This is a genomic window from Sporolactobacillus nakayamae (assembly GCF_900113325.1).
Lineage (GTDB): Bacteria > Bacillota > Bacilli > Bacillales > Sporolactobacillaceae > Sporolactobacillus > Sporolactobacillus nakayamae.
In genome coordinates this window covers 17,742-42,643 of the sequence record NZ_FOOY01000029.1, presented here as the reverse complement: position 1 = coordinate 42,643, position 24,902 = coordinate 17,742, and the positions used below count along the sequence as shown (strand labels likewise).

Sequence of the window (24,902 nt, the reverse complement as noted above, 5' to 3'; positions counted from 1 at the left end):
TGTCGGGAACCCTTGTAAGACCTCCCCGGGTAAGAACGACCGCTTTCCTTCCATGTGGCTGCTGCATATACTGTTTGAGATTCGGGCAGTATTGGACTTCACCTTGTTACGCAGGCTTATCCGTCTCTATTCAGCCTTAGTATGCAGTTCTTGTTCATCAGCCCAGAAGTTTGCCTCCGGCTTCCTTCAGATTCCACCTCACGATGGACACCCTTGCCTTTGGCTAACAGTTCCTACTGCCAAGCCTGTAGCGGACTTTCACCGCCTAGCTGTCGTCCATGCCGGGCGCACATACAAAAAACCGGACGAGTAGACCCGTCCGGTTTTTTAACTAATCTAGTTAGTTCACGACATCATAGCCTTGATCTTCGACAGCATCCTTCATCTGGTCGAAGCCAACCTTTGCCTCATCATAGGAAACGTCGACTTTACCACTTGCCAAATCTACTTCTACTGCAGAGACACCTTCCAATTCATTCAAAGCGCCGCTCACCGCCATTTTGCAATGACCGCAGCTCATTCCTTTGACTTCCAATGTGCGTTCAGCCATGTTCTCACCTCCTCAAAAGAATGATCAGGTTAAACTTTCATCCGTTTGAGCCGCAAACTGTTTGCAACCACGGATACAGAGCTGAATGCCATAGCCGCACCTGCCACCCAAGGTGCGAGTAAGCCTAGCGCGGCAACCGGAATACCAACCGTGTTATAAAAGAGCGCCCAGAACAGATTCTGCCGAATGTTGCGCATCGTTTTCTTACTCAAATCAAGTGCCTTAGAAACATGCATCAGTTCACCGCCGACAAGTGTAATATCTGCCGCTTCTATCGCGACATCAGCACCAGTGCCGATCGCCATACCAATATCAGCCACAGCTAGAGCAGGGGCGTCATTAATCCCATCGCCAACCATTGCCACGCTAAGCCCTTGGCTCTGCAACTCCTGAACTTTTTTCGCCTTATCTTCCGGCAGTACTTCAGCAAACACATGATCAATGCCGACCTTTTTCGCAATCGCCTCCGCTGTTCGCTGATTGTCGCCGGTGACCATGTAGACACTGATTCCACGTGCTTTTAGTGCTTCAATCGCGGAAACAGATGAGTCTTTAATTGTATCCGCGACGGCGATCACGGCTTGAAGTTTTCCTCCGACAGCGACAAACATGACCGTCTTGCCATCCGATTCCAGATTTAGGCTGTCATCCAATGCTTGGTGAATACTAATGTCGTTCTGTTTCATCAGTCTTCTTGTGCCGATCAAAATTTGATTGCCGGATACCGAAGCTGTAATACCCAATCCGGTAAGTGTCTCAAAATGATCAACGTCTGGTAAATCGTCGTTTGAGTAAGCGGAAACAATGGCTTTTGCCAGAGGATGTTCACTGGCGCGTTCTGCGGCAGCTGCACATCTTAGCACTGCGTTTTTGTCCCAGTCGCCGAATAAAACGATATCGGTGACTTCCGGTTTTCCATTGGTAATCGTCCCCGTCTTATCAAACATAATGGATTGCAAATTCTGCGTTGTCTCCAGAAATTCGCCGCCCTTAAACAGAATCCCTTGTTCGGCTGCTTTTCCGGTGCCGACCATGATTGATGTTGGCGTCGCGAGTCCTAATGCACAGGGACAAGCGATGACCAGAACACTAATTGCCGCAGCAAGTGCCGCATTCCATTGGCCCGGTTGAATCGCGGCAAGCCAAACGGCGAAGACGAAGACGGCAATGACAATCACAATCGGCACAAAGATGCCTGAAATGCTGTCTGCAAGTCGCTGAATCGGCGCTTTTGAGCCCTGCGCCTCTTCAACAATACGCACAATTCCCGCCAATGCTGTATCCTTGCCTACCTTTTCGGCTTTCATGATAAATGATCCGGTCGTATTCACCGTTGCTCCGATCAACTTATCTTCAGGACGTTTCACTACTGGTAACGATTCACCAGTGATCATCGATTCATCGACCGCAGATTCTCCCTCAACAAGCACGCCGTCTACCGGAATTTTTTCACCCGGTCTGACACGTAGCAGATCACCGACATTAACTCGATCAATGGGCACAAGCTCTTCCGTGCCGTCTACGATCCGACTAGCTTCTTTAGCCTGTAAATCCATCAATTCCGTGATCGCAGCCGTGGTCTGCCGCTTCGCGCGCGTCTCCATATATTTGCCGAGCAGAACGAGCGTGATCAACACGGCACTTGTTTCAAAATAAAGATCCGGATGGTGAACACCCGCAAATTGATAGCGGAGCGTTTCAACTACACTGTAAAAATAAGCGGCACTTGTTCCGAGTGCTACCAGAACGTCCATATTCGCGCTTTTATTCATTAACGCCCGCGCGCCGCCGTTGTAAAATGGCCAGCCAATGTAAAATTGGACGACACTTGCCAGTGCAAACTGAAACCACGGATTCATCAGAAGCATGGGAACGGGACCATGATAGAACGGAAGATGCGTCACCATAGTCAGGAGCAAGGGCAGGGAAACGATTGCGGACAAGATCAGCTTATTCCGTTTCCCACGTATCTCTTTACTTTTCGCTTCATCCGGCGCATCATTTTTCAGCGCTGCTTTATAGCCGAGCTTGCGCACTTTTTCGAACACATCTTCAAGTTCAACAAATCCCGGCTGGTAGTGAACGGTCGCGGATTCCGTCGCCAGATTCACATTTGCGGACCTAATGCCGGGCAAACGATTCAGTCCTTTTTCGATCCGCGTGGCACAAGCCGCACAGGTCATTCCTGTAATTGCAAGATTCATACGCTCGCTTGTTACCCCATAGCCAAGCTTTTCAATTTCTCCAGTAATGTCATTCGGTTTAATTTGTTGATCGTCATAGTCTACTTTTGCCTTCTCCATCGCTAAATTCACATTAGCGGACACACCATCCATCCGGTTCAGCCCACGTTCAATTCGATTGGAGCAAGCGGCACAAGTCATGCCAGTAATGCCTATATGAGCAACCTTCTTCATAGCGTCTTCCCTTCCTTCTTCGCGCCCATCTATTTAAAATGCTTTAAGACCTTAAGCAGTTCATTAATCTGTTCTTCTCCATGTCCTTCTTCAACAGCTTTAGCGACGCATGACTTCGTATGACGTTCAAGTACAGAAAAGCCGATAGTTTGCAAGGCGGCCTGAACAGCAGAAAGCTGAATCAGGATATCGACACAATAACGATCATCTTCAATCATCTTTTCGATGCCGCGTACTTGACCCTCTACTCGCTTCAGGCGATTCATTATCTTCCTTTTTTCTTCAGAAGTTCGCGGTACCAGCGGCGCACGGTTAGCGGACACATCCGCACAATCAGACAACTTCTCGCCGCATGTACACTCATTTTTATGTTCTTCCATGAAATCGCCTCCCCAGATCTCATTATACCCTATAGGGGTATTAAATCAAATGATTCGTTTTTGAAAAGCAAACGGTAAAGTGGACCCCAAAAAAATGAACAAAAAACGGCGCAACTTCATCTGCGAAGTTGTGCCATATCCTGTTCACCGATTCGACATTCAAACAAACCCATTACACATTCGATCAGAGCTGCCCGTTATTTAGCAGGTTAGCCGATTATTTAGCAGGTTAGCTGATTATTCAACAGGTTAGCGAGTTATTTAGCAGGTTAGCTGATTATTCAACAGGTTAGCGAGTTATTTAGCAGGTTAGCGAGTTATTCAACAGGTTAGCTAGTTATTCAACAGGTTAGCTAGTTATTCAACAGGTTAGCTGATTATTCAACAGGTTAACGATTTATTTAGCAGGTTAGCCGGACGATTTTATACCCGCTTGGTTTCAGACACGTCGCTGGTTGTTTCATACGGTGACGCTTCATTGAAAGCAGCTTCCAGTTCGCGCGCGTACTCTTTCGTTTGCTGATCCGACCACTGTAACTGCTCAGCCATATAATCCGTCACCGGCTGCGCCCACTTTCTCGCCGATTGAATAGAGAAAAGCGTCATACCCGAGCGTCTCGTAAAATAGTCCACAGGTGAGAGGATCATTTCATGAGTCAACGCGTAGTGAACGGCAGCCAGCAGTGCAGGAGGCAGTTGATACTTTTTCGCCTCTTCTTGATTCATCTGAATATAACCAAAGAGTTCGCCTATATTCGTTCCATATTTCTTCGCAAGTTCTTCCGCTTCCTTTTCGGTCAAGCCAAGACCGATTCCTATCTGTTTTTGCTCCTGAACATAAGTCGCATAGTGCGTCGAACCGCCGAAGTGTCCGCCCGAGAGCTCAATGTGTGCTGTACGGCATGCTGGATACGTCTTTCCGCCTTCACGATGAAGCTGCGCTGCCACCTCATCAACGACGCGTTCAGCCATTTTTCGATACCCGGTCAACTTTCCTCCTGCTATGGAGATAAGCCCTGAACGTGAAATGAAAATTTCATCTTTTCGCGAGATCTCAGAAGGTGACTTCCCTTCTTCCTGAATCAACGGACGAACGCCGGCCCAACTCGATTCTACATCATCCGAGGTAAGATGAACGGAGGGGAACATGCCGTTAATCGCGTCAAGAATATAATCTCGGTCTTCAGCCGTCGGTTTCGGATCAATCGGCCAGCGCGAATACGTCGTATCTGTGGTTCCTGCGTAAACCTTCCCTTCGCGCGGGATGACAAAAAGCATTCGCTTGTCGCCATTAGTTGTGTCGAAGTACACCGACTGTTTCATTGGAAATCGCTTGCCATCGATCACAATGTGAACACCTTTAGTCAAATGCAGGTGCTTGCCTTTCTTCGAATGATCCCGCTCACGAATCGTATCAACCCAAGGACCCGCCGCGTTGACAATCTTTTTCGCAAAAATAGAGTATTCTTTTTTCGTCAGCCGATCTACAACACGCACACCGATCAATTTCTTCTTCTGGTTATAGATTAAGTCTTCCACTTTTGCGTAATTAACAGCGAGCGCGCCTCGATCCGATGCTTCTTTTATTACCTCAATGGTCAACCGCGCGTCATCCGTCCGGTACTCCACATAATAACCGCTCCCCTTCAGTCCTTCCTTTTTGAGCAGCGGTTCTTTGGCCAAGGTCTCTTTGCGGCTGAACATTACTCGGCGTTCTTCCTTTTTCACACCGGCGAGAAAATCATAGACTTTCAAGCCAAGCGACGTGGAAAAACGGCCAAAAGTGCCACCCTTGTAGATCGGCAGCATCATCTTTTCCGGCGTGGTCACATGAGGCGCATTTTCATAGACGATGGCGCGCTCTTTGCCAACCTCTGCAACAATTTTCACTTCAAACTGCTTCAAATAACGCAACCCGCCATGCACAAGCTTGGTTGACTTGCTTGATGTGCCGCCGGCGAAATCCTGCATATCCACCAAACCGACCTTTAACCCGCGGACTGTTGCATCAAGAGCGATCCCCGCTCCTGTTATTCCCCCGCCAATTATGAATAGATCCAGTGGATTGCCGGCCATTTTTTCCAAGTATTCATTTCTATTAAAAGTTGATAACATCCTATTCATTCCTCCATTTTCAAATTTATAGGCACTACTCGGCATTTCATCCATGTAGAAAAAGACCACAAATACACCTCCGAGCCATTTATTGATTGGCAGGTTGTGTACTGTGGTCTTCTCATTCACCCATGACCTGTGATTAACTTGTTTATGCCTTATTTAAAGGCTCTTGCTGCGTTTACAGCCTTTTTCCAACCCTGATAAAGTTCTTCACGCGTGTTGTCTTCTATTGCCACTTCGAACTTCTTTCCTACCTCCCATGCTTCCGCAAGCTCAGACTCGTTTTTCCAGAGACCGACGGCGAGTCCGGCGAGATAGGCCGCACCAAGAGCGGTAGTCTCACTGCTTGTCGGTCGTTCAACCTCAACACCAAGGATATCGCTTTGAAACTGCATCAGGAAATTGTTCATCGAAGCTCCGCCGTCGACGCGCAATTTTTTCAATGTAATTCCGGAATCTTCCTCCATGGCATTGAGTACATCCTTGGTTCGGTAGGCGAGTGACTCAAGCGTCGCGCGAATAAAATGTTCCTTGGTTGTGCCGCGCGTGATCCCGAAGGCGGCTCCGCGCACATCCGAATCCCAATACGGTGTACCCAGTCCAACAAAGGCCGGAACGAAGTACATGCCCTCGGTTGACACTACACGGCGCGCATATTCTTCACTTTCCTGTGAATAACGGAACATGCGCATGCCGTCACGAAGCCACTGAATCGCCGATCCGGCAACGAAAACGCTCCCTTCAAGCGCATAAGTAATCTTGCCGTTCAATCCCCAAGCGATTGTCGTCAGTAAACCGCTTTTCGAACGCACTGCCTGCTCGCCGGTATTCATCAGCATAAAACAGCCGGTTCCATACGTATTTTTCACCATACCTTTGTCGTAGCATGCCTGGCCGAAGAGCGCGGACTGCTGATCACCGGCAATCCCAGCAATCGGCACTTCCTCACCAAAAAAGTGGTAATCAATCGTTTTGGCATAGATCTCAGATGATGAGTGGACTTCAGGAAGCATGACCTTTGGAATTCCTAAGATGTCGAGCAGTTCGTCATCCCATTTCAAATCATAGATATTGTACATTAATGTTCGGGATGCATTCGAATAATCCGTAACATGTGCCTTTCCCCCAGATAGTTTCCAGACAAGCCATGTATCGATCGTTCCAAAAAGCAGATCTCCTTTTTCCGCCCTTTCACGCGCTCCTTCCACATGATCCAGAATCCATTTGACCTTGGTTCCTGCAAAATAAGGATCCAGAACCAAACCAGTCTTGTTCCGAAATTTATCTTCATACCCGGCCACTTTAAGTTCACGACAGATATCCGCCGTTTGCCTCGATTGCCACACAATCGCATGATAAATGGGATGACCTGTCTGACGATCCCACACAACCGTCGTCTCACGTTGATTGGTGATACCAATCCCGGCAATCTCCTTTGCATTGATTTCTCCGGTAAGCAATGAATCGGCAATCACGGATAAGATTGAGCCCCAAATCTCATTCGCATCTTGTTCTACCCATCCGGGTTGCGGGAAAAACTGTGTGAATTCCTTTTGAGCTATTTGTACGATCTTGCCTTGTTCATCGAAAATCATCGATCGTACACTGGTCGTTCCTTCATCAAGCGCCATAATGTATTTTCCCATAATTAAAAAACTCCTCTCAATTCACCTATAAAAATTAGTAATTATTTTCTAAAGAACTGCCGATTGCCTTGTTTGAATCCATCACTTTATGCTGCTTCTCAGTAATAAGAGCACCAATGATTACAACGAGTAGAACAACTGAACAAATCCAAAAGGCCGGTGTCATTTTTCCGAGGAAAAATGTTTGGTAGAAAAACGCGCCAAATACGCCGCCAAGAATCGGACCAGCAACTGGAATCCACGCGTATCCCCAGTTCGATCCGCCTTTGCCGTCGATTGGAAGCAACGCGTGAGCCAGTCGCGGCGCAAGGTCTCGTGCCGGATTAATTGCGTAACCGGTCGTTCCGCCAAGCGCCATACCGATCACAACGATCAAAAATCCGACAATGAGCGGATTCAATCCATGAGCGAATTCATTCGCACCGATCGCAAGAATGGCAACGACTAGAATAAAAGTACCAATTAGTTCACTAAGAAGGTTTGACCAACTTTGCTTGATAGCGGGTCCGGTGCAGAAAATTCCTAGTTTAACCGCCGGATCCTTGGTCTCGCGCCAATGTGGCAGATAGTGCAGATAAACGACACAAGCGCCGAGAAAACCGCCGATCATCTGCGCGGCGAGATACGCGGGCACATCCCTCCACGGAAATTCGCCAATCGCTGCAAGTCCGAGGGTGAGTGCCGGATTTAAATGCGCGCCGCTGAATTGGCCGACCGCATAGGCACCAATTGCCACCGCTAATCCCCAACCAAACGTAATGACGATCCATCCGGAGTTCTTTGCATAAGACTTCGTCAAATTGACACCGGCACAGACACCGTCTCCAAGTATGATTAATATCATTGTGCCGATTAATTCACCAAGAAACCCCGACATGACAACGACCACCCTTTTCCCTAATATTCAAGTCAACCATTGATTCAAGGAACCGCCACGTTCAGAGCAAAAAAAATCCACAACAACTGACAACGAGCTGCCGATACGCTCGTTATCTTGCGTGGATGGTCCAATCTCAGTATCCGTAGCAGTGCATTAACTTGATAGTTATATAGTAGCTGTTGATGTAAGCGCTGTCAATAAATTGTCACAAAAAATATAAATTTTGTTCACATGTACCTGATTTGAAACGAATACGCCAAGTTACACTCGTCCGAACAGCGATCGATCCCAGAGCTCTGCCCTCGATGTGGATATTGCCGCGGCTCCCGCATGGATTGCCCTTTTCATGTCACGAGTCGTTCGAATTAATCCGCCCGCGATCACCGGCACATGGACTTTGCCGCGTATCTCTTGAATTAATTCTGGAATTATTCCGGGCAGAACTTCTACCATATCCGGTTGTACTTGATCAAACAAGCGATAGCCCGTCTCCATTGAACGCGAATCAAGTAAGAACATCCGTTGAACGGTGACTAGCCCTCGTTTCTTTCCAATCTCAAGCATATTGCCTCGTGTTGAAATGATACCATACGGGCGTATACTTTGACACACAAACTCAGCACCAGCCAGGTCATTCTTCAATCCCTGAATTAAATCCGCGTGAACAAATACGTGTTTATGATTTTGTTTTCCCATCCGCACCATCGTCGTGATCAGCGAAAGACGACTATCCAATAGGATTAGATTGTGACATGGCTCGCTAAGTAAGCGTTCAAAGCTTTTCATGTTATTGGCCGCTGGAATCACTTGTTGACCATCAAGAATCATTAAATTCCCTCCCTACACCTATGAGACTCTAATCATTTGTATGGATAGCCACATTTTTTCATGATGCTTTACTCCTCAATGGACACGCAAAAAAGCAGCGAACGCTGCTGTTTTTGCTGAATCGAGGAGGGGGTATGGGGGAGTTGCTGCCAATTAAGAAATCGGCTCGGTTAGTCAATTCATACAGAGAGGGACTCCGCTTCTTATTCTGCGCCTGCTCAAACCCTGTTGATCTCCGGAAAACAAGCCCGTCATTTCAGAAGCCGTCAGTCGAACTTCGATGAACTAAGATCAGTTGATCTTGTCCTTTTAACGGATCGCTTGTTTTATAAACAAGGATAGCGTTAATTAATGTTTGAGCGCGCGACTGACGGTCAACCTTAATGGGTGCCAGCGATTATCCGTTGAGCAAGTGCCCGATGCTTCGTCATTACTCTCTGTACAAAGATCATAACCTGATTTCAAAATGGATGCAAAAGCATGTTTTACATAGTATAACGCTTACAATACGTCGAATCCATAAAAATAATAACGAACAATCATCCAAAAAAGCGGCTTTATACTATTTTTTACTATTTAGGCAAAAGTTTGAGGGGCTATAGTTGACCCGTTGACACTAGCTCCGATACAATTAAGTTAAACGTTTGCAAAATTGAGCGATGCAAAATCATTATTTTTTTAATGCCGGTTGGCTAGTTGGACATACTTTTAAGTGAAGTATAGTTCAGCATTAGTAAAGATGGGAGCGAATTAATGAATATCAAAGAAACTGATTTACCAGGTATCGGAAGAAAATTTGTACTGACAACAGACCAGGATGAGCGGGTTGTCGTCGTTATTCATGATGACGGACGCAGAGATGTGTACCATTACGCTGAAAATGACCATGATGAATGCATTTCATCGGTAAGTTTTACAGACTCTGAGGCGCGCCAGTTCGCCTCAATTATCGGCGGTATGGCATATAAACCGAAAGCGATGGAAACTGTGGAAGTCGCCTTAAATGATCTAATCATCGAATGGTACAAAGTACTTGGCGACGCACCGATTGCCGGTAAAACGATTGGTGAAGTCGGCATGCGGCAGAATTATAAAATTAACGTGATCGGGATTATTCACAAAGATCAGACCAAACAATTAAATCCGGGAGTGGACTCACGCGTTCTCACCGGAGACACCCTTGTTGTTTCGGGGGAACGCACTGATCTTAAGCGCGCATTTAACGAACTGTTCTCCCGAGGGAAAGAGGAATAAATGGATCATTTAGTCTTTGAGGTAGGTACAGCTCTTGTACTTGTTGCGATTGCGGCATTGATCGCAAATTGGCTCAACTTTTCCATTATTCCTTTCCTGATCCTCGTTGGTATGATTGTTGGTCCTCATGCCCCTCAATTCTGGATCGTCAACTTGAAATTCATTCACAGCGCCGAACTTATTGCATTTCTCGGGAGGATCGGTATTCTCTTTCTCCTTTTCTACCTTGGTTTGGAATTTTCAACCAGCAAGTTGATCCGGTCGGGCAAGTCCATACTCGTCGGCGGCTCGATCTATATTGGCATTAACTTAACGCTTGGGCTTCTCTATCCGACTGTTCTGGGGTTTCCGCTTAAGGAAACGTTGATTATTGCCGGGATCATCACCGTTTCATCAAGTGCGATTGTAGCCAAAGTTCTTGTTGATTTGCGACGTACCGGTAATTCGGAAACCGAGTTGATTTTGGGAATCATCATGTTCGAGGATATTTTTCTTGCCGTTTATCTTTCGGCCGTCTCCGGACTTGTGCTTGGGAAATCGCAATCGTTGGTCGGAACGCTGCTCTCGATCCTGCTCTCATTGGGCTACATGTTGCTGTTCTTCATTATCGCAAGAAAAGCAGCCCCTCTGCTTAACAAGCTGCTCAAAATTTCGTCTGATGAACTTTTTATCATTGTCATTTTCGCATCACTATTCTTTGTTGCCGGATTTTCGGAAACGATCCATGTTGCCGAAGCGATCGGTGCCCTCCTGCTTGGGCTTGTCTATTCAGAAACCAATCAGGCAGAGCGCATGGAGCATTTGGTCATTCCCTTCCGCAATTTCTTCGGAGCTATCTTTTTCTTCAGCTTCGGGCTTAGTATCGATCCGACGAAACTTGGCGGAGCGGTTTGGATTACCCTCGGCGCGGTATTGATCACAATCATCGGGAACTTTGTGGCAGGACTCATCGCCGGAAGGTTTGCCGGACTATCCTATAAGTCTTCAACGAACATCGGGCTGACCATTGTGTCTCGTGGTGAATTTTCCATCATAATGGCTAACCTTGGTATCGCCGGCGGGCTTATGACGATCTTACAGCCGTTTTCCGCGTTATACGTTTTGATTCTTGCGATTGTCGGGCCGATTTTGACGAAAGAATCCAAACACATATTCACTATAATGAACAAGATTTTCAAATGGCAGCCCGTAACTGCTCAAACAAGCAAAGCTGCAGCAAAAAAAAAGCGAGAGCGTTGAGTTTATTTCACCTCTGCATCGGCAGATAAGCAGAATGTTTTGATTTTTACTTGTGACTATTCATATAATAAAACTATGAACAACTTTTTCCGGCAGCATCTCACTTTGCCGGTTATACATAACGTTAAGCTTTGTCATTCAATGGTTCTCATTCATTTTTCGCTCCAGATTTTCTACGCATATACCTGAGTACCATCAACGGCAACGAAGATGAATGGGACAAAGCCTTCATTATTATGTACCTAAATTTTGAGAGGTGTGGTCCACAATTGGAAGCAGCAGAACAACTAAGTAATCCCCCGAAACAGAAACACAAAGGGTTAAAATTTTATCAGTACGTCATTCGCGCGTTACTGATCGCCATCGGAGTGACATTCGAAGCCATTTCACTTGAGGCATTTCTTGTGCCGAACAAAATTATCGATGGCGGCGTTGTCGGCATATCAATTATGATGGAACATCTTACCGGCTTTCCTCTTGGTGTGTTTCTTGTCATTATCAATATCCCTTTTTTCATCATTGGTTACAAGCAAATGGGGAAGACCTTTACAATCACATCTGCGTGCGGCGTAACGCTTCTCGCTTTTCTCACATCACTCTTCACGCCGATTCCTCGGTTCACCAACGATTTATTACTTGCCGCTGTTTTCGGCGGCATTATTATGGGTATCGGCGTTGGTTTGGTCATCCGTAATGGAGGATCTTCAGACGGAACGGAAATTCTTGCTGTGCTTTTCAACCAAAAATCTCCATTTTCCGTTGGTGAGATTGTACTTTTCGTCAACATTTTCATTCTTGGATCGGCAGGATTCGTGTTTGGCTGGAACTATGCGATGTATTCGCTTATCGCTTACTTCGTTGCTTTTAAGATGATTGACATCACAAGTGAAGGACTGGAATCATCAAAAGCCGTATGGATTATCAGCGACCAGCACGAAGAGATTGGCGACGCGCTGAATGACCGGCTTGGACGCGGAGTTACCTATTTGAATGGCGAAGGCGCGTATACAGGGGACAATAAGAATGTCATTTTCACTGTAATCAGCCGGCTTGAAGAAGCGAAAGTCAAGAATATAGTTGACTCAATTGATAAGAGTGCGTTCCTTGCCATCAGTGATATTCACGATGTAAAAGGCGGACGATTTAAAAAAAGAAGCATCCACTAAGTACAGATGCCCCACCTCTTTACATTCAGTTTATCTTTAAAACTATCGGAGTCCGCCTCGCGCGGCTTCGATTTTTCTTTCCCTTTTTTTCACAAGCATTTCCGAGGCGACCACCCATCCGGCATTAATGAACAGGAGCAGACTCGTGGAAAAGAACACATATTTGATACCGTAAATGGCTGCCATATGCCCGCCAAGCAGGGACCCGCCCAAAGTGCCAAGAAATTGGGCAGACTGGTTGTAACCGAACAATTGGCCGGTAATTGCCTCTGGAGCCATCTTTTTGACAATCGTGTTGATCGACGGCAGAATTCCTGCGGTCGCAAGTCCAAGCATAAAGCGCAAAACCGTCAGTTGCCATGCATTGGTAACGAACGCCTGCGGTATAAAGATCACACCGGTGAAGAGCAGTGCGTAAAGCAGGATGCGCCGCGGTCCGATCCGGTCGGAGAGTCTGCCAAGAATAGGCGCAGCGATGACACTGGCTAAGCCTGCGGCAGCAACCACAACGCCACTCATCAGTTCAAGATGCGCCGCTCCTGGGGAAAGGAGCTTCACGTACACAGTAATGATTGGCTGGATCGACATATTGGCAAGCTGCACCATAAACGTGGTGAGGAACATGGCTAAGAACAAACCGACATGCGGCGTCATGGCCCAAACTTGTTTGATGGACGGCTGTTTCTTTTGCGAAACAACCACCTTCTCCTTAACAAAGAATAAGGACGCTAGAAACGCGCACAGCAGCAGGACACTGGTATCAATGAAAACAAGCCGCATCCCCATATACTCGGAAAGCACACCGCCAACCAGTGGACCGATGAGTGATCCGCTGATCCCGCCCGTGGACAACATGCCTAGCGCCCAGCCCGAATGTGATTTCGGCGTCTGCGTGGCAACGAGTATGATTGAGGCAGGAATATAACCGGAAACCACGCCCATAATAAGACGCAGTCCAAACAGCTGATAAACATTCTGCGCAAAAGCCATCAGGAACACGATGAGACACATGCCTAAACTCGCTCGAAGCAGCATCGGTTTGCGCCCGTACTTATCGGCAAGCCGCCCCCATAGCGGGGAAACAAATGCGGATACCAAAAATGTCGCTCCGAAGATCAGCCCTGACCAGCTTTCAATAGCAGATGTTTCTGTTATTCCTAATTTTTCAATGTAAAGCGGCAGGAACGGAATGATCTGGCTCATTCCCGCCGCAGTGGCAAATGATCCGAACCAAACAACATATAAATTTCTCTTCCAAAGTGGCAAAGCCAATGAATACACCTTACTTTTGTTAAATTTCCCGATAGAAAATGCGCCTCGAACGTGGCGCATCGTTTACAGTTACTATATTAGTCTGTATTGCTCATTAATACCAATAGATATATTATTATAAATGTATAGCTTTGAAACTATTAATAAATGATTTTCCAAGGAGGACACAAGTCATGGAGCTGCTTCAATTAAAATATTTTCAAACCGTCGCCCGAACCGAACACATGACAAAAGCTGCGCAAGAACTTTCCATTGCGCAGCCTTCGCTCAGTCAAACAATTAAACGGCTTGAAGACGAGATCGGTGTTCCCCTTTTTGATCGCAAAGGCCGGCGAATCAAATTGAACCGGTACGGAAAAATCTTCTTGGAAAAGGCTGAACTCGCATTCTCCATCCTGCAGGAAGGCCGGCAGGAGGTCGTTGATTTAGCAAAATTAAATGAAGACAGCATCTCCATTGCCGTCATGCGTACACCAATTGTTCCAGAACTGCTCAGCAGTTTCCGAAAGCAGCACCCCTACGTTCGATTCCGCGTAAAACAGATTTCCCGATCGACGATTCAGCATCAGTTGGAAAATGGTGAAATCGATTTGTGCATCACGCCCTATCCACTGGAGCAGAATAAGCCGCTTCAGTCGCGCCTGCTTATGAATGATGAGATCTATCTGGTCGTTCCGAAGACGCACATTCTTGCTTCCAAAAAGAGTATCGATCTGCACGATATTGCTCATGAACCGTTTGTTTTAAAAGCAAACGGCGCATTTCGCGAGACTACCGATACCTATTGCCGTATGGCAGGTTTTCAGCCGGATATTGCCTTTGAAGTGGACGATTCCTTGTCCATTCGCGGACTCGTATCAGAAGGATTAGGCGTCGCCTTTTTCTCCTCGCTCACGTTGAGAACAGTCAAAGACGATTCCATCGTACCGCTCAGAATCAGTCATCCGCACTGCAACCGTACCATTAGCTTGGTGTGGAACAAAGATCGTTTCCATTCATCGATCGTCTCGGATTTCTATCAGTTTATCACGCAGTATTTTGAACACTTCAATCATGACTCGCCAATGATCCGATAGTTCAAGAGACTGTTTTAACCGCTTGATTTTGTTTATGCTGCTTCATACTCTTTCTCTGGCTAAGCCATCCGAAATAAAGCACAACCGCGATGGTGATGATCGCAACCGGCCATTCTGTCCATGCGACGAGATCTCCCAACCATTTAATGATAAACGGTTCGGCGAACAACATCCGAGCAGCCGTCATCGCGAGAATTCCGGATCCAACATAAATTAACCAAGAGAAACGATCCAATAGTTTCAAAATGATCGCGCTGCCGCCCATCAGAAGCGGGATGCTGATGAGCAGTCCGAAGATAACAAGCAGCGGATCATTCTGTGCTGCTCCGGCAACGGCAAGCACATTATCGAGTCCCATTAGAGCATCGGCAACAACAATCGTCTGAACAGCGCCCCACAAGCTTGTCTGTGCCTTGACCTCTTTCTTCGACTTCGATGATTCGGCCGGACTAAGCAGACGGTACGCGATCCAGATTAACAACAAGCCGCCGATAAAGTGAAGGCCGGGAACCATGAGCAAGTAAACAACCAAAATCGTGCACAGTGCACGCAGAATCACCGCACCGACTGTCCCATAAAGAATGGCTCGTCCCCGTTGATGATTTGGGAGACGGCGCGCGGCAAGCGCGATTACCACCGCATTGTCTCCTGCTAAAAACAAATCAATTCCGACAATAATAATTAAAGATGACCAAAATGCCATTGTAAATAGTTCCATAAACCAACAATCCTCCTATGAACCAAGACCAAATTTGAATAGGTAAAAGGCCGACATGAGGCATGTCGGCCGAAACATGGCGGTAATCGCCAAGGTCAATGTCTCGATTAAATCGATTCTTCAACAGGTACCGCTTTAGCTGATTGCTTGTGTCCTTGCTGGCTTCTCCACCCGAAGAAAATCACGGATATAACAATCAAAATGATAATCGGCCATTTTATCCACGACACGCCAGCGATCGCATCGTAGACAATATGATCGGCAAAAATCATTTTCCCGGATGTAAATGCAAGGATACCCGATCCTGCGTATGTGATCCAAGCATAGCGATCAACTAACTTCAAGAACAACGCGCTTCCGCCCATCACCAGCGGAATACTGATCAGCAAACCAATCACCACAAGTACATAGTTACCCGAGGCCGCTCCGCCAATAGCAAGCACGTTATCAAGTCCCATTAACGCATCAGCCATAATGATCGTGCGAATAGCTGCACCAAGGCTGGTCGTCGCAACAATTTTTTTGCTCTCCTTGTGATCCCGAAGTAAACTGTAGGCAATCCAAACGAGCAAAACGCCACCGATCAAATGCAAGCCCGGAACTTTAAGCAGCCAAACAACGGCCAGTGTGGCAACGATGCGAATAGCGAGCGCACCAAGTGTCCCATAAACGATCGCACGTTTTCGTTGATGATCCTGCAAACGCGCTGCTGCAAGTGCAATAACAATCGCATTGTCACCGGCCAAAATCAAATCAATACCAATGATCAGCAGTAGAGCGGTCAAGAACTCAAGCGAAAAGAAATCCATTCAATCATCCTCCTCAAATAGGGTTCTTCAATTTTGTAAAATAAAAACAGCCGCTCCGACAATGACCGGAAAGGCTGCGTATACATAAAAATACCTTTGCCTTTTCATCCGTCCGAGGCAAAGGTCTCGCCAACAGCACCTAGGCTGCCAGAGAAGCCGGGGATCTCTCCCGTAATGACGACTTTACTCTGCTGGCTACTCCCCTTTTACGAGGCTGATTCACTTGTTACTACTATTATATTATGAGGCTATTATTCTGTCAACGCGGACAGTATCCCATTATTTTGTAAACAAATGGTTTTGATAAGCATAGACCGCCGCTTGCGTGCGATCTGCAACATCCAGCTTGCTGAAGATACTGCTGACATGTGTTTTTACCGTCTTGATACCGATAAATAGAGTTGCTGCAATTTCCGCATTATTTTTGCCGTCAGCGATCAATCGCAGCACTTCTTTTTCTCTGGCGGTCAGCTGATCGAACGGCTGAGGACTCTTGCGCAATCCTGCCACAAGTTTTTGCGCGACTTTCCCATCAATCACTGTTTTGCCTCGATGCGCTTTATGAATGGCTTGGATGATTTCCTCCGAAGAAGCTGTTTTCAACAAATAGCTCATCGCCCCTGCTTCAATTGCCGGAAAAACTTGCTCATCGTCGTAAAAGCTCGTGAGAATGATGACTTTCATTAAGGGGGCTTTGGCCAGAATCTGTTTTGTTGCTTCGATACCATTGCCGTCTTCCATAATTAAGTCCATTAAAATCACTTCCGGACGCAATGATTCAAAGGAACGGACTGCTTGATTTCCACTAGAGGCTTCGCCGACAATCTCAATATTTTCCTCCGTTGAGAGATAGGCTTTCAGCCCTTTCCGGACCATGTCATGATCATCGACGATCATGATTTTAATTTTCTCTGTCATTTTCCTTAGCCTCCCTATGAATCGGCACACGTATATGAATGGATGTGCCTTCTCCTTCATGCGCCGTCAGCATAAAATGACCACCGATTTCTTCCGCACGTTCTTTCATCGTCTTTAATCCATATGAAGCTATTTTCTCTTGTTTCGGATCAAAGCCTTGGCCGTTGTCAAATATGGTAAGCGTCACAAGCTGATCCTTCTCATGCAAAGAAAGCACAACCTTTGTCGCTTCAGAATGTCTGAGCGCATTAGACAGCGCTTCTTGGCTAAGCCGGAAAAGATGATTTTCCACTCCCTTGGTGAGACCGGGAACAGGATGAATCGATGCTTCAAAATGAATCATCGTCTTTCCGTCTAATTCATGAATCAGCCGCTCCAAACCTTTATCAAGCGATTCATTATTCAGGCGTACCGGCCTAAGATGAAGCAGTAATGCTCTCATTTCTCCCTGCGCCTTGCGCGCAATATCCGATACGTCGGCGATATTTTCAGCCGCAAGATCAGGATTGCTGTGAATCGTCTTCTCTGCGGCCGACGCCAGCATCGACAGAGCGAACAACTGCTGGCTGACCGCGTCGTGCAAATCTCTGGCTAGGCGTTGTCTTTCCGCAGTAACCGCCTCATTTTTTATTTTTACATTCATCTGTACATTTTCATCAACGAGTCGTTGAAGCGATTTCACCTGTGTATCGATTTTATCAGCCAATTCGTTCAGTGATTGCTCCACATGGCTGATTGCGCCAACGTTTTCAACGTTCATTCTGGCTGATAATTTCCCCGCCGATAAGGTTTTAACGAACAGATCAATACTGTCTATGTGGTCGAGAAGAAGCCGATAGTCCTTCGTTAAAGCATTGGTTTCCAAAATAAACTGAGTGACAAAGCTTACTGTAAAGACAAACGCGCTCACTAGCAAGGACTGTTCAAACGGGAAGAAAAATGCGAAAATCTGCACGAATGTAAACAGTATAAGCGATGAAAAAAAACTGACAATCAATTGAAAGCGAGCTGTTCGAATTCGATAATTTTGCATCGATCACACCTGCACAATACTTAGATCAATGACCTGAAAATCAAACGTAAAATCAATTTTACGCGCCGCCTCATCATAGTTCGGTGTTTGATAGCTGATATTTCGCAGCACACCGCTCTGTTTGTCACCGCCTATTTTGGCGTCACCCACCTTCGCATGCACATGGACGCGGTAAGCCAGATCATCCGGCAGCGTAATCCGGATATTACCGACCCAGCCCGACAAAGTAATCGGAATCGTCTCTTCCGGAATAAATGCCTTGGTAAAATCAAACGTGTAGTCACCGATACGTACGCGTTCGTTCATCGGTTTTACCATCCAGTTTTCATGTTTAAACGTTGATTCATTGACAAATGTATAAGAATCTCTGTTATTTTTTGACGATTGTTCACTGTGGTGGTGCTCATTATCCCAGGAAAAATCAATGCTATGTCTATGATGCTTCTTCTTACTTCTTCTCCGTTCATCTGTAACTGAAACCGTAAAATTTTTTCCAAATAGCATGCCTAATCCAAAATAAATAATCAGGTAAGGCCATAGTTTCCAGAAATCATTCCATTGAAAAACCAACAAATCGGACTGACCGGCAAACAGCAGACTGCCATAAATCAAGAAGAACAAGCCCCAGAAAAAATGTGGTTTCTTCTTATCAAAAAGTGGAGCAATAATGAGCAAGGCCCCGAATAAAATCGGCAAAAATGGAAAATAAGCGCTAAAAATTGGCATCATTCCCTGGGAAATAAGATTGAGGCTGTCCAGCAGCCAATAGACACCGAGCAAAACCACCGCCAGAGCAACCAACAGTTTTCCAAAAGACATTTTGCCTCATCCTTTCTTCTCTATAAAAAGCCGCATGACATCAAGATCCTGACCAAGCTTATAGCTTAACTATACAGAGTAGCGCGTCACATTTCCATAGACTGCGAACGGTTTTTTACTCCGTCCCAAGTCTGAGTGAACCAGTCTAATATGTGAACAGAAGGTGACAATAAGTGTTCTGTTTATCGTTTTTCACGGAATAGGTTTATTATGAGTGCTGTAAGGGTAATTTTAAGATATGTTTGATGAAAGGGTGACTGACATGGACAAGAAAGTCCAAGCTTTAATTGATGGTTTAAATAAAGATCTTGCAGGTGAATATTCTGCGGTTATTCAGTACAACTATTATGCGACAACCGTATCCGGTTTGAATTACCAAATTCTCAAGCCTTTCTTTGAAGAAGAAATTCCTGACGAATTAGGACATGCCTCTTATCTTTCTGAAAAAATTGCCAACCTCGGCGGCGAACCAACTACAGTACCTGCCCCAGTTGCAAAAGTAAGTGACGCCAAAGCCATGCTTGAAGGGGCGCGTCAAGCAGAAGCCGATACACTGGAAAACTATCGTGAACGCCGCAGCCAAGCTCAGGAGCTCGGCATGATCGAATTGGTTGTTAAACTGGAAGACATGATCGCTGATGAACAGAATCATTTGGAAAAGCTAACAAAAACATTGACCGATCCTGTATTTGCTTGATAAAAAGCAAAAAAAAACGGAGTTGAGGAGAAATCCCCAACTCCGTTTTTTTATGCGGCACGCTGAATTCTTCGCTTTATATAGCTCTTTGAGAAAAACAAGCCGACTGCTGAACCCGCACAAATAAAAATCAGAAAAGCCGTAAACGAACGCGTGCCGAAGCCTGCCGCAAGACTAAGTACAACACTCTGCCCGATAAGCAGCCGGGTGGCAAGCTGAACGAATGGATCACGTTTCAATTGTTCAGCGAGCGGATACAAACCGGCAAGTGCCTGCGGAAAAGGATGGTTCCAAATGGGCAGAAGTTGTAATCCAGTTAAATAAACAACCGAAACAACGATAAAAACGGAAAAATAACCGATGTTGAGAAAATAAGCGAGCAAAGCACCGATCACAGTCAGGCGCATGTACATGCCTAAGTACTCATCCGAGCGTATAAATGTCTTGATGAAAATCTGAGCGAACACCGTTTTCTCTTCAAAACGGCGCACAGGGAACAAACTACTCAATAGGCGGCGTGCACGGGTTCGCCGCTTCAGCCGCGGAACATCGGTAAACAAATTGGCAAAACGAAGGAACTGCATTGCCTGCCGCTCATCGTTTTCAAGGATACGCGACCAGCGCAGCAATGCGTCCGCAGCTTGTCGGCGAAACAAAAACACTGCGACCAGGACCATGATTACAGCGCACGCGCCAATAACAATTAAGGTTTGACGACTGAGCACGAAGTAAATGAAGCAGAACGAAAGCGTGGTCCGTAAAAAACGAAGCGGCAGCGTATCCTCAATAAATTGTTCACGCCAACTACAATTGATATTCCATGCTTTTACTGCCAGCAATGCGGCAAAACCGGCAAAAAACATACCTGTTCCTAATCCGGTGGATTGAAAATAGAGCGGCGCGCAAATAATCCAAAGCACAAGCAAACCCACACTTTGCATCCAGAAACTATATCGTTTGCTTTTTCGAAAATAGTCGCCAAGTTCGGCTTCGGCAGGCAGAAGAAATACAAGATCAGCACGCTGGAAAAAGGTCCGAATCGGTGCATGGGCACAAACCAAAGCGAGTACGATGCTGGTCGCAAGTACTCCTGGAAAATTTGCCGGAAGCGTGTCGAGCCATTTTTTATAATAAAAGCCGCCAACTAAGATCATTGCATACACAAAGAACATCAGGCCGCTGTTCCGGCCAATCAAGTTCCAGTAGCGCAGCTGCATCTGAAAATTTTCCTTGCATCGCTTACTCCAAAGCGTGCTCATTCCATCCATTGCGTCTCGCCCCTTGCCACGGCCAGATAAATTTCATGAAGACTTGCCTTCGAATTGCCGAACTGACGGCGAATCTTCTCCAAAGTCCCCTGCACCGCAATTCGTCCTTCATGCAAAATAATGAAGCGGTCGCAATACTGCTCTGCAGTTGTCAGGATATGTGTGGACATTAGAATCGACGAACCTGACTTTTTCATATCAGTCATAAGATCGAGCAGCGATTGGATGCCGATCGGGTCCAAGCCGACGAAAGGCTCATCAACAATATACAGCTCCGGACGCACAAGAAACGCGCACATAATCATCACTTTTTGACGCATTCCTTTTGAGAAGTGAGTTGGAAACCAGTGCTTCTTCTTCTCCATGTTGAAAAGCTTCAGCAACTGCTCGCTTCGTTCTTTGTAGGTTTTCTGATCCAAGTGATAGGCCATTGCCGTCAGTTGCAAATGTTCCTCGAGCGTCAGCTGTTCATAGAGTTCCGGCATTTCAGGAACATAGGCCATGCTCTTTCGATAGCCGATCTTATCCTCGCGAATCGTCCGGCCACTGATACGTATTTCTCCCGAATAGGGTTCTAAAAGCCCAAGAATATGCTTAATCGTTGTACTTTTGCCTGCACCATTCAAACCGACAAGTCCCACAAGTTCGCCCGCGTTCATATCGAACGATACGTCATGGAGTACCGGTCGCTGGCGTGAATAACCGCCACTTAGCTGTTTCACAGATAGCACTGGATTCATAGCTCTCTAGCCTCTTTCATTTTTTGCTTTGAAGTGTAAACGTCTTAACCGCCGAAACAGTTTCATCTGTGTCAATGTACTGAATGGACACGCTGTCCCCAACCTTCAGAAAAACGCTGTATGGATTTTGCCCCGAAGACACGGTAAAGATTTTCTCGCTGCCCTTGATCATAAACTGAGTCACCGTCTGCCGTGATTCGCTATCTTGGTATTTGTATACCTGAGTCACAGCCCCTTCCAACTTCTTGATCAGCGCTTGATTGGTTGGGACCGTACTGTCGCCGCCAAGCTTCGTCGCCACGGCGTATTTATAGGTATCGAAAAGACTGCGCTTATCCGCCTCCGCACTGTAGACATTTTCATTCTTCGCATGAATCAGCATCAGCTCGCGAAGCACATCATTGCTGTCCATTAACGGGACAACCCATGTCTCCTGTCCATAAATCGTATAGAGGTTCGGAATGCCTGCCTCATACTTATTCTGCTTGAACGTCTTTTCCGCGACATTCATCGCTGATTTCCCATTAAGCAGACCGTTTGCCCCCGAATAATAGGTGATTTTCCCCGTCCGAGTATTGAGCATCGAATAGCCGACCATTGCGCCGCTTCCTGACTTCGGACGCGTAAAGTCCGTAAACCAGTTCAAATCAAGTGCGTGATCAAACACACCATTCACTTCATCGGAATGCGACCACTCCGTTGGGCGTTTGATATCTTCCTGAGCGAAGATCTTATTCCAAAAACCGTGGACGTTCTCTCCGTACCATGCATTCCACTGCTCAGCGACATTAGATGGAATCGCCTGATCGATAAATGCGGGAAGTTTATTCATTGGATAGCTGCGGATCTTTCCGGTTTTCGGATCGACAACAAACACACCCTTAATATTGGGAATCTGCCGCAACTTATTATAGTACCCATACGCTACGACATAATAAGGTTTTCCCGATTCATCCGGTTCGAAACTTGGGCGGAACAAAATAGGTGCTTTATTTTCGCTGCGCACAAGGCGTTTCAGATTCTCAGAGAAATAGGCAGAGGGTACATATCTCATCTCTTTTTTTACAAACGATGCGTTCGCGTTTTCATCCTCGGCACTCATCCTAATGTAACCGGGAATGCGATGGCTTTTCATCCATTTGAAGAAACCGCTATAGTCAACCGGCGTCACCCAATAAAGATGCCCGTCAATTTTTTGCAGTGATGTATGACCAAGTTCGTAATAGGATACATGTGCCAGCTCTCCGAGAATTTTCTCACTTTTATAACGCGCATACTTTTCCGGAACAACCGGAATATGCTGTTCATTCATCGATTGCGCATCACGTGTAACCACCGTTGTTTTTTCAGCAACGAAATTATATTTTGCCTTCGTCACCGTGAGAGGGTAAATGACATGCAGGTACCCGAAAAACAGAAGCAGCAACACGCCCGCCAGGAGATTGATCGAGATCAATCGCTCCTTCGCATAGAGTACATCAATAAGCAGAAAGATTCCCCAGAACAAAGACCCATAGCTTAAAAAAGCCTGCCAGGTGTGATCAATGAGACCAACATAAGACAACAGAAACAGGACAATTAATCCCGCAATCACGCGCGTCGCCTGAGCAAAAAGGAAGGTTCTGCTTTTGTACTTTTTCATCCACACAAAAGGATTTAAGGTTAATGCAAGTAAACTGAATAAGTAAATCATAAGTTCCCCCGTCTCTTATCTCACAGCAGTAACTTTTTTTCACTGCCGCAATCTCTTTCTTTATAGTGTAACTTAGTGAGCGCATTGCGCGCCATACAAGTAACTAAATTCACCATGCAGATCTTCAATCCCTTTATAAAATCAGTACAGAATGTGCTAAAATGGACAAAAAAGCAGACAAGGAAGGATGATTTTCATGTGTGAAGCGGCAGATTGCATTTTCTGCAAAATTATTAAAGGCGAAATTCCAGCGGCTAAGGTTTATGAGGATGACGATATCTTGGCTTTTCTCGATTTGGGACAAGTAACGGAGGGTCATACGCTGATCATTCCTAAAGTACATCAAAAAGACATTTTCACTCTTGATCCGAAGGTCGCAGAAAAACTGTTCAGCAAAGCACCTGTGATCGCCCAAGCGATTCAAAAAGCTTTTCACCCGGTGGGTATGAATCTGCTCAACAATAACAGCGAACTTGCCGGACAAAGTGTTTTCCATTTCCATCTCCATTTGATTCCACGCTACGGGGCGGACGACACGTTCTACTTCAGCTTCCAATCGCATATGGATGAGTACTCAAATGAAGCCCGCGCTGAGATCGCTCAGGCGATTGCAAAAGAAATCAATTAATTCGTTTATGTAAAAATTTCTGAATTTGAATTGAAATTTCCGTGTAACACGTGTATAGTATGAATACACCTTGCAGCAGGCCGTTGGGGCACTGCTGAAGGAAACATTAGCTCAGTTGAGGAGAGATCAGAATGAAACTTAAGAATTTGATTGTTGTCGCTTTATTGCTTGCTATTGGAACGGTGCTTCATGCCGTTGTTCCAGGGTTGCCTTTTGGAATGAAATCCGACTTTAGCCTTGTAATGCTTTTCTTTGCTCTTTATTTTTTTGCCGATATCAAGACCTTTCTCATTATCGGACTTGTTGATGGCATTTTAGCTGGATTGACTACATCGCTGCCCGGAGGATTTTTCCCAAATGTGATTGATAAATTAGTGACTTCAACGGTTGTATTCTTTGTCTTTTACTTATTTGCGCATTATTTTCAGGCAAAAGGAAAATATGTCTTCGGTGTTGTTCTCGCAGGACTCGGTACCATGCTTAGCGGGACCATTTTCCTGGCATCAGCAATCTTGATTGCAGGAATTCCTGCGGTAGCGTTCGGTGGGATGTTTATCAGCATGGTACTTCCGACCGCACTAGTCAATGCCGTACTGCTGGCGATCATTTATCCGATCATTGTTAAAATCGGCGAACGCAGCGGATTCTTCCATGCAGCTCCGAAACCAACGCTTCACTAAAAATAGTCTATTGAAATCTCCGATTCTAAACAGAATCGGAGATTTTTTGTTCGTCGACTATATGCTTTCAAGT

At 46.0% G+C, this 24,902-nt stretch carries 23 protein-coding genes; 7 read left to right on the top strand and 16 right to left on the bottom strand.

Annotated elements, in window-relative coordinates; genetic code table 11:
• Nucleotides 1-340: 340 nt before the first annotated feature.
• From copZ to BM003_RS15625, 7 genes are all read right to left on the bottom strand, one after another.
• Nucleotides 341-550 (bottom strand): copper chaperone CopZ, encoded by a 210-nt coding sequence (gene copZ, locus BM003_RS15655; protein WP_093674589.1) that lies wholly within the window; start codon nt 548-550, stop codon nt 341-343.
• A gap of 29 nt (nt 551-579) precedes the next feature.
• Nucleotides 580-2,967, bottom strand: coding sequence for a heavy metal translocating P-type ATPase (locus BM003_RS15650; protein WP_093674588.1), 2,388 nt, complete (start codon nt 2,965-2,967; stop codon nt 580-582).
• 29 nt (nt 2,968-2,996) lie between these two features.
• On the bottom strand, nt 2,997-3,347 hold the full coding sequence (locus BM003_RS15645; protein WP_093674587.1) for a metal-sensing transcriptional repressor: 351 nt from the start codon (nt 3,345-3,347) through the stop codon (nt 2,997-2,999).
• A 423-nt stretch (nt 3,348-3,770) separates the two neighbouring features.
• Nucleotides 3,771-5,462: a glycerol-3-phosphate dehydrogenase/oxidase gene (locus tag BM003_RS15640; RefSeq protein WP_093674592.1), complete on the bottom strand. Its 1,692-nt coding sequence runs from the start codon at nt 5,460-5,462 to the stop codon at nt 3,771-3,773.
• Between the two features lie 158 nt (nt 5,463-5,620).
• Nucleotides 5,621-7,111: a glycerol kinase GlpK gene (gene glpK / locus BM003_RS15635; RefSeq protein ID WP_093674586.1), complete on the bottom strand. Its 1,491-nt coding sequence runs from the start codon at nt 7,109-7,111 to the stop codon at nt 5,621-5,623.
• Between the two features lie 34 nt (nt 7,112-7,145).
• The gene (locus BM003_RS15630; RefSeq protein ID WP_093674585.1) at nt 7,146-7,988 is read right to left on the bottom strand and encodes an MIP/aquaporin family protein; all 843 of its coding nucleotides are present in this window, start codon (nt 7,986-7,988) and stop codon (nt 7,146-7,148) included.
• Nucleotides 7,989-8,252: 264 nt separating this feature from the next.
• Nucleotides 8,253-8,819, bottom strand: a complete 567-nt coding sequence (locus BM003_RS15625) for a glycerol-3-phosphate responsive antiterminator (RefSeq protein ID WP_093674584.1) — start codon at nt 8,817-8,819, stop codon at nt 8,253-8,255.
• Between the two features lie 753 nt (nt 8,820-9,572).
• Here BM003_RS15625 and BM003_RS15620 point away from each other — a divergent pair.
• The 3 genes from BM003_RS15620 (at nt 9,573) to BM003_RS15610 (ending at nt 12,478) form a co-directional block, all read left to right on the top strand.
• The gene (locus BM003_RS15620) at nt 9,573-10,073 is read left to right on the top strand and encodes a cation:proton antiporter regulatory subunit (protein WP_093674583.1); all 501 of its coding nucleotides are present in this window, start codon (nt 9,573-9,575) and stop codon (nt 10,071-10,073) included.
• Nucleotides 10,074-11,312, top strand: coding sequence for a cation:proton antiporter (locus tag BM003_RS15615; protein ID WP_093674582.1), 1,239 nt, complete (start codon nt 10,074-10,076; stop codon nt 11,310-11,312). It begins immediately after the preceding gene.
• Nucleotides 11,313-11,581: 269 nt separating this feature from the next.
• Nucleotides 11,582-12,478 carry a YitT family protein gene (locus BM003_RS15610; protein WP_245734314.1) on the top strand — a complete coding sequence of 299 codons (897 nt, stop codon included), beginning with the start codon at nt 11,582-11,584 and terminating at the stop codon, nt 12,476-12,478.
• A gap of 42 nt (nt 12,479-12,520) precedes the next feature.
• Here the strand turns inward: BM003_RS15610 and BM003_RS15605 are convergent, their stop codons facing one another.
• Nucleotides 12,521-13,744, bottom strand: coding sequence for a multidrug efflux MFS transporter (locus BM003_RS15605; protein WP_177184836.1), 1,224 nt, complete (start codon nt 13,742-13,744; stop codon nt 12,521-12,523).
• A 179-nt stretch (nt 13,745-13,923) separates the two neighbouring features.
• Here BM003_RS15605 and BM003_RS15600 point away from each other — a divergent pair, with 179 nt between their 5' ends.
• Nucleotides 13,924-14,826: a LysR family transcriptional regulator gene (locus tag BM003_RS15600; RefSeq protein WP_093674580.1), complete on the top strand. Its 903-nt coding sequence runs from the start codon at nt 13,924-13,926 to the stop codon at nt 14,824-14,826.
• A gap of 1 nt (nt 14,827) precedes the next feature.
• Here BM003_RS15600 and BM003_RS15595 read toward each other — a convergent pair whose 3' ends face one another.
• The 5 genes from BM003_RS15595 to liaF form a co-directional block, all read right to left on the bottom strand.
• A complete protein-coding gene (locus BM003_RS15595; protein WP_093674579.1) occupies nt 14,828-15,544 on the bottom strand; it encodes a TerC family protein in 717 nt (238 codons plus the stop codon).
• Nucleotides 15,545-15,651: 107 nt separating this feature from the next.
• Complete coding sequence (locus BM003_RS15590; protein WP_093674578.1) at nt 15,652-16,353, bottom strand: TerC family protein; 702 nt, start codon at nt 16,351-16,353, stop codon at nt 15,652-15,654.
• A gap of 279 nt (nt 16,354-16,632) precedes the next feature.
• Nucleotides 16,633-17,271, bottom strand: a complete 639-nt coding sequence (locus BM003_RS15585; protein ID WP_093674577.1) for a response regulator — start codon at nt 17,269-17,271, stop codon at nt 16,633-16,635.
• Nucleotides 17,255-18,304 carry a sensor histidine kinase gene (locus tag BM003_RS15580; protein WP_093674576.1) on the bottom strand — a complete coding sequence of 350 codons (1,050 nt, stop codon included), beginning with the start codon at nt 18,302-18,304 and terminating at the stop codon, nt 17,255-17,257. Before BM003_RS15580 ends, BM003_RS15585 begins: the two co-directional genes overlap by 17 nt.
• 3 nt (nt 18,305-18,307) lie before the next feature.
• Complete coding sequence (gene liaF, locus BM003_RS15575) at nt 18,308-19,123, bottom strand: cell wall-active antibiotics response protein LiaF (protein WP_093674575.1); 816 nt, start codon at nt 19,121-19,123, stop codon at nt 18,308-18,310.
• A gap of 262 nt (nt 19,124-19,385) precedes the next feature.
• Between liaF and BM003_RS15570 the strand changes: the two genes are divergently transcribed.
• Nucleotides 19,386-19,820, top strand: a complete 435-nt coding sequence (locus tag BM003_RS15570; protein ID WP_093674574.1) for a ferritin-like domain-containing protein — start codon at nt 19,386-19,388, stop codon at nt 19,818-19,820.
• Between the two features lie 50 nt (nt 19,821-19,870).
• On the opposite strand, the gene BM003_RS15565 is transcribed toward BM003_RS15570, so the two are convergent.
• The 3 genes from BM003_RS15565 to BM003_RS15555 are packed head-to-tail and all read right to left on the bottom strand — an operon-like array spanning nt 19,871 to nt 23,521.
• On the bottom strand, nt 19,871-21,088 hold the full coding sequence (locus BM003_RS15565; RefSeq protein ID WP_093674573.1) for an ABC transporter permease: 1,218 nt from the start codon (nt 21,086-21,088) through the stop codon (nt 19,871-19,873).
• On the bottom strand, nt 21,076-21,828 hold the full coding sequence (locus tag BM003_RS15560) for an ABC transporter ATP-binding protein (protein WP_093674572.1): 753 nt from the start codon (nt 21,826-21,828) through the stop codon (nt 21,076-21,078). Before BM003_RS15560 ends, BM003_RS15565 begins: the two co-directional genes overlap by 13 nt.
• Nucleotides 21,829-21,844: 16 nt before the next feature.
• A complete protein-coding gene (locus BM003_RS15555; RefSeq protein ID WP_093674571.1) occupies nt 21,845-23,521 on the bottom strand; it encodes a hypothetical protein in 1,677 nt (558 codons plus the stop codon).
• A 196-nt stretch (nt 23,522-23,717) separates the two neighbouring features.
• On the opposite strand from BM003_RS15555, the gene BM003_RS15550 reads away from it, so the two are divergent.
• Both BM003_RS15550 and BM003_RS15545 read left to right on the top strand, forming a co-directional pair.
• On the top strand, nt 23,718-24,149 hold the full coding sequence (locus BM003_RS15550) for an HIT family protein (RefSeq protein WP_093674570.1): 432 nt from the start codon (nt 23,718-23,720) through the stop codon (nt 24,147-24,149).
• 131 nt (nt 24,150-24,280) lie between these two features.
• Nucleotides 24,281-24,829 carry a tryptophan transporter gene (locus BM003_RS15545; RefSeq protein WP_093674569.1) on the top strand — a complete coding sequence of 183 codons (549 nt, stop codon included), beginning with the start codon at nt 24,281-24,283 and terminating at the stop codon, nt 24,827-24,829.
• The last annotated feature ends 73 nt before the right edge of the window (nt 24,830-24,902 follow it).

Coding starts and splice junctions, on each gene's coding strand:
- BM003_RS15650 (WP_093674588.1), bottom strand. CDS start 2,967: ATGAAGAAGGTTGCTCATATAGGCATTACTGGCATGACTTGTGCCGCT.
- BM003_RS15595 (WP_093674579.1), bottom strand. CDS start 15,544: ATGGAACTATTTACAATGGCATTTTGGTCATCTTTAATTATTATTGTC.
- BM003_RS15590 (WP_093674578.1), bottom strand. CDS start 16,353: ATGGATTTCTTTTCGCTTGAGTTCTTGACCGCTCTACTGCTGATCATT.
- copZ (WP_093674589.1), bottom strand. CDS start 550: ATGGCTGAACGCACATTGGAAGTCAAAGGAATGAGCTGCGGTCATTGC.
- BM003_RS15565 (WP_093674573.1), bottom strand. CDS start 21,088: ATGGATGGAATGAGCACGCTTTGGAGTAAGCGATGCAAGGAAAATTTT.
- BM003_RS15645 (WP_093674587.1), bottom strand. CDS start 3,347: ATGGAAGAACATAAAAATGAGTGTACATGCGGCGAGAAGTTGTCTGAT.
- BM003_RS15630 (WP_093674585.1), bottom strand. CDS start 7,988: ATGTCGGGGTTTCTTGGTGAATTAATCGGCACAATGATATTAATCATA.
- liaF (WP_093674575.1), bottom strand. CDS start 19,123: ATGTCTTTTGGAAAACTGTTGGTTGCTCTGGCGGTGGTTTTGCTCGGT.
- BM003_RS15615 (WP_093674582.1), top strand. CDS start 10,074: ATGGATCATTTAGTCTTTGAGGTAGGTACAGCTCTTGTACTTGTTGCG.
- BM003_RS15570 (WP_093674574.1), top strand. CDS start 19,386: ATGGACAAGAAAGTCCAAGCTTTAATTGATGGTTTAAATAAAGATCTT.
- BM003_RS15625 (WP_093674584.1), bottom strand. CDS start 8,819: ATGATTCTTGATGGTCAACAAGTGATTCCAGCGGCCAATAACATGAAA.
- BM003_RS15620 (WP_093674583.1), top strand. CDS start 9,573: ATGAATATCAAAGAAACTGATTTACCAGGTATCGGAAGAAAATTTGTA.
- BM003_RS15640 (WP_093674592.1), bottom strand. CDS start 5,462: ATGTTATCAACTTTTAATAGAAATGAATACTTGGAAAAAATGGCCGGC.
- BM003_RS15550 (WP_093674570.1), top strand. CDS start 23,718: ATGTGTGAAGCGGCAGATTGCATTTTCTGCAAAATTATTAAAGGCGAA.
- glpK (WP_093674586.1), bottom strand. CDS start 7,111: ATGGGAAAATACATTATGGCGCTTGATGAAGGAACGACCAGTGTACGA.
- BM003_RS15560 (WP_093674572.1), bottom strand. CDS start 21,828: ATGAATCCAGTGCTATCTGTGAAACAGCTAAGTGGCGGTTATTCACGC.
- BM003_RS15545 (WP_093674569.1), top strand. CDS start 24,281: ATGAAACTTAAGAATTTGATTGTTGTCGCTTTATTGCTTGCTATTGGA.
- BM003_RS15555 (WP_093674571.1), bottom strand. CDS start 23,521: ATGATTTACTTATTCAGTTTACTTGCATTAACCTTAAATCCTTTTGTG.
- BM003_RS15585 (WP_093674577.1), bottom strand. CDS start 17,271: ATGACAGAGAAAATTAAAATCATGATCGTCGATGATCATGACATGGTC.
- BM003_RS15580 (WP_093674576.1), bottom strand. CDS start 18,304: ATGCAAAATTATCGAATTCGAACAGCTCGCTTTCAATTGATTGTCAGT.
- BM003_RS15600 (WP_093674580.1), top strand. CDS start 13,924: ATGGAGCTGCTTCAATTAAAATATTTTCAAACCGTCGCCCGAACCGAA.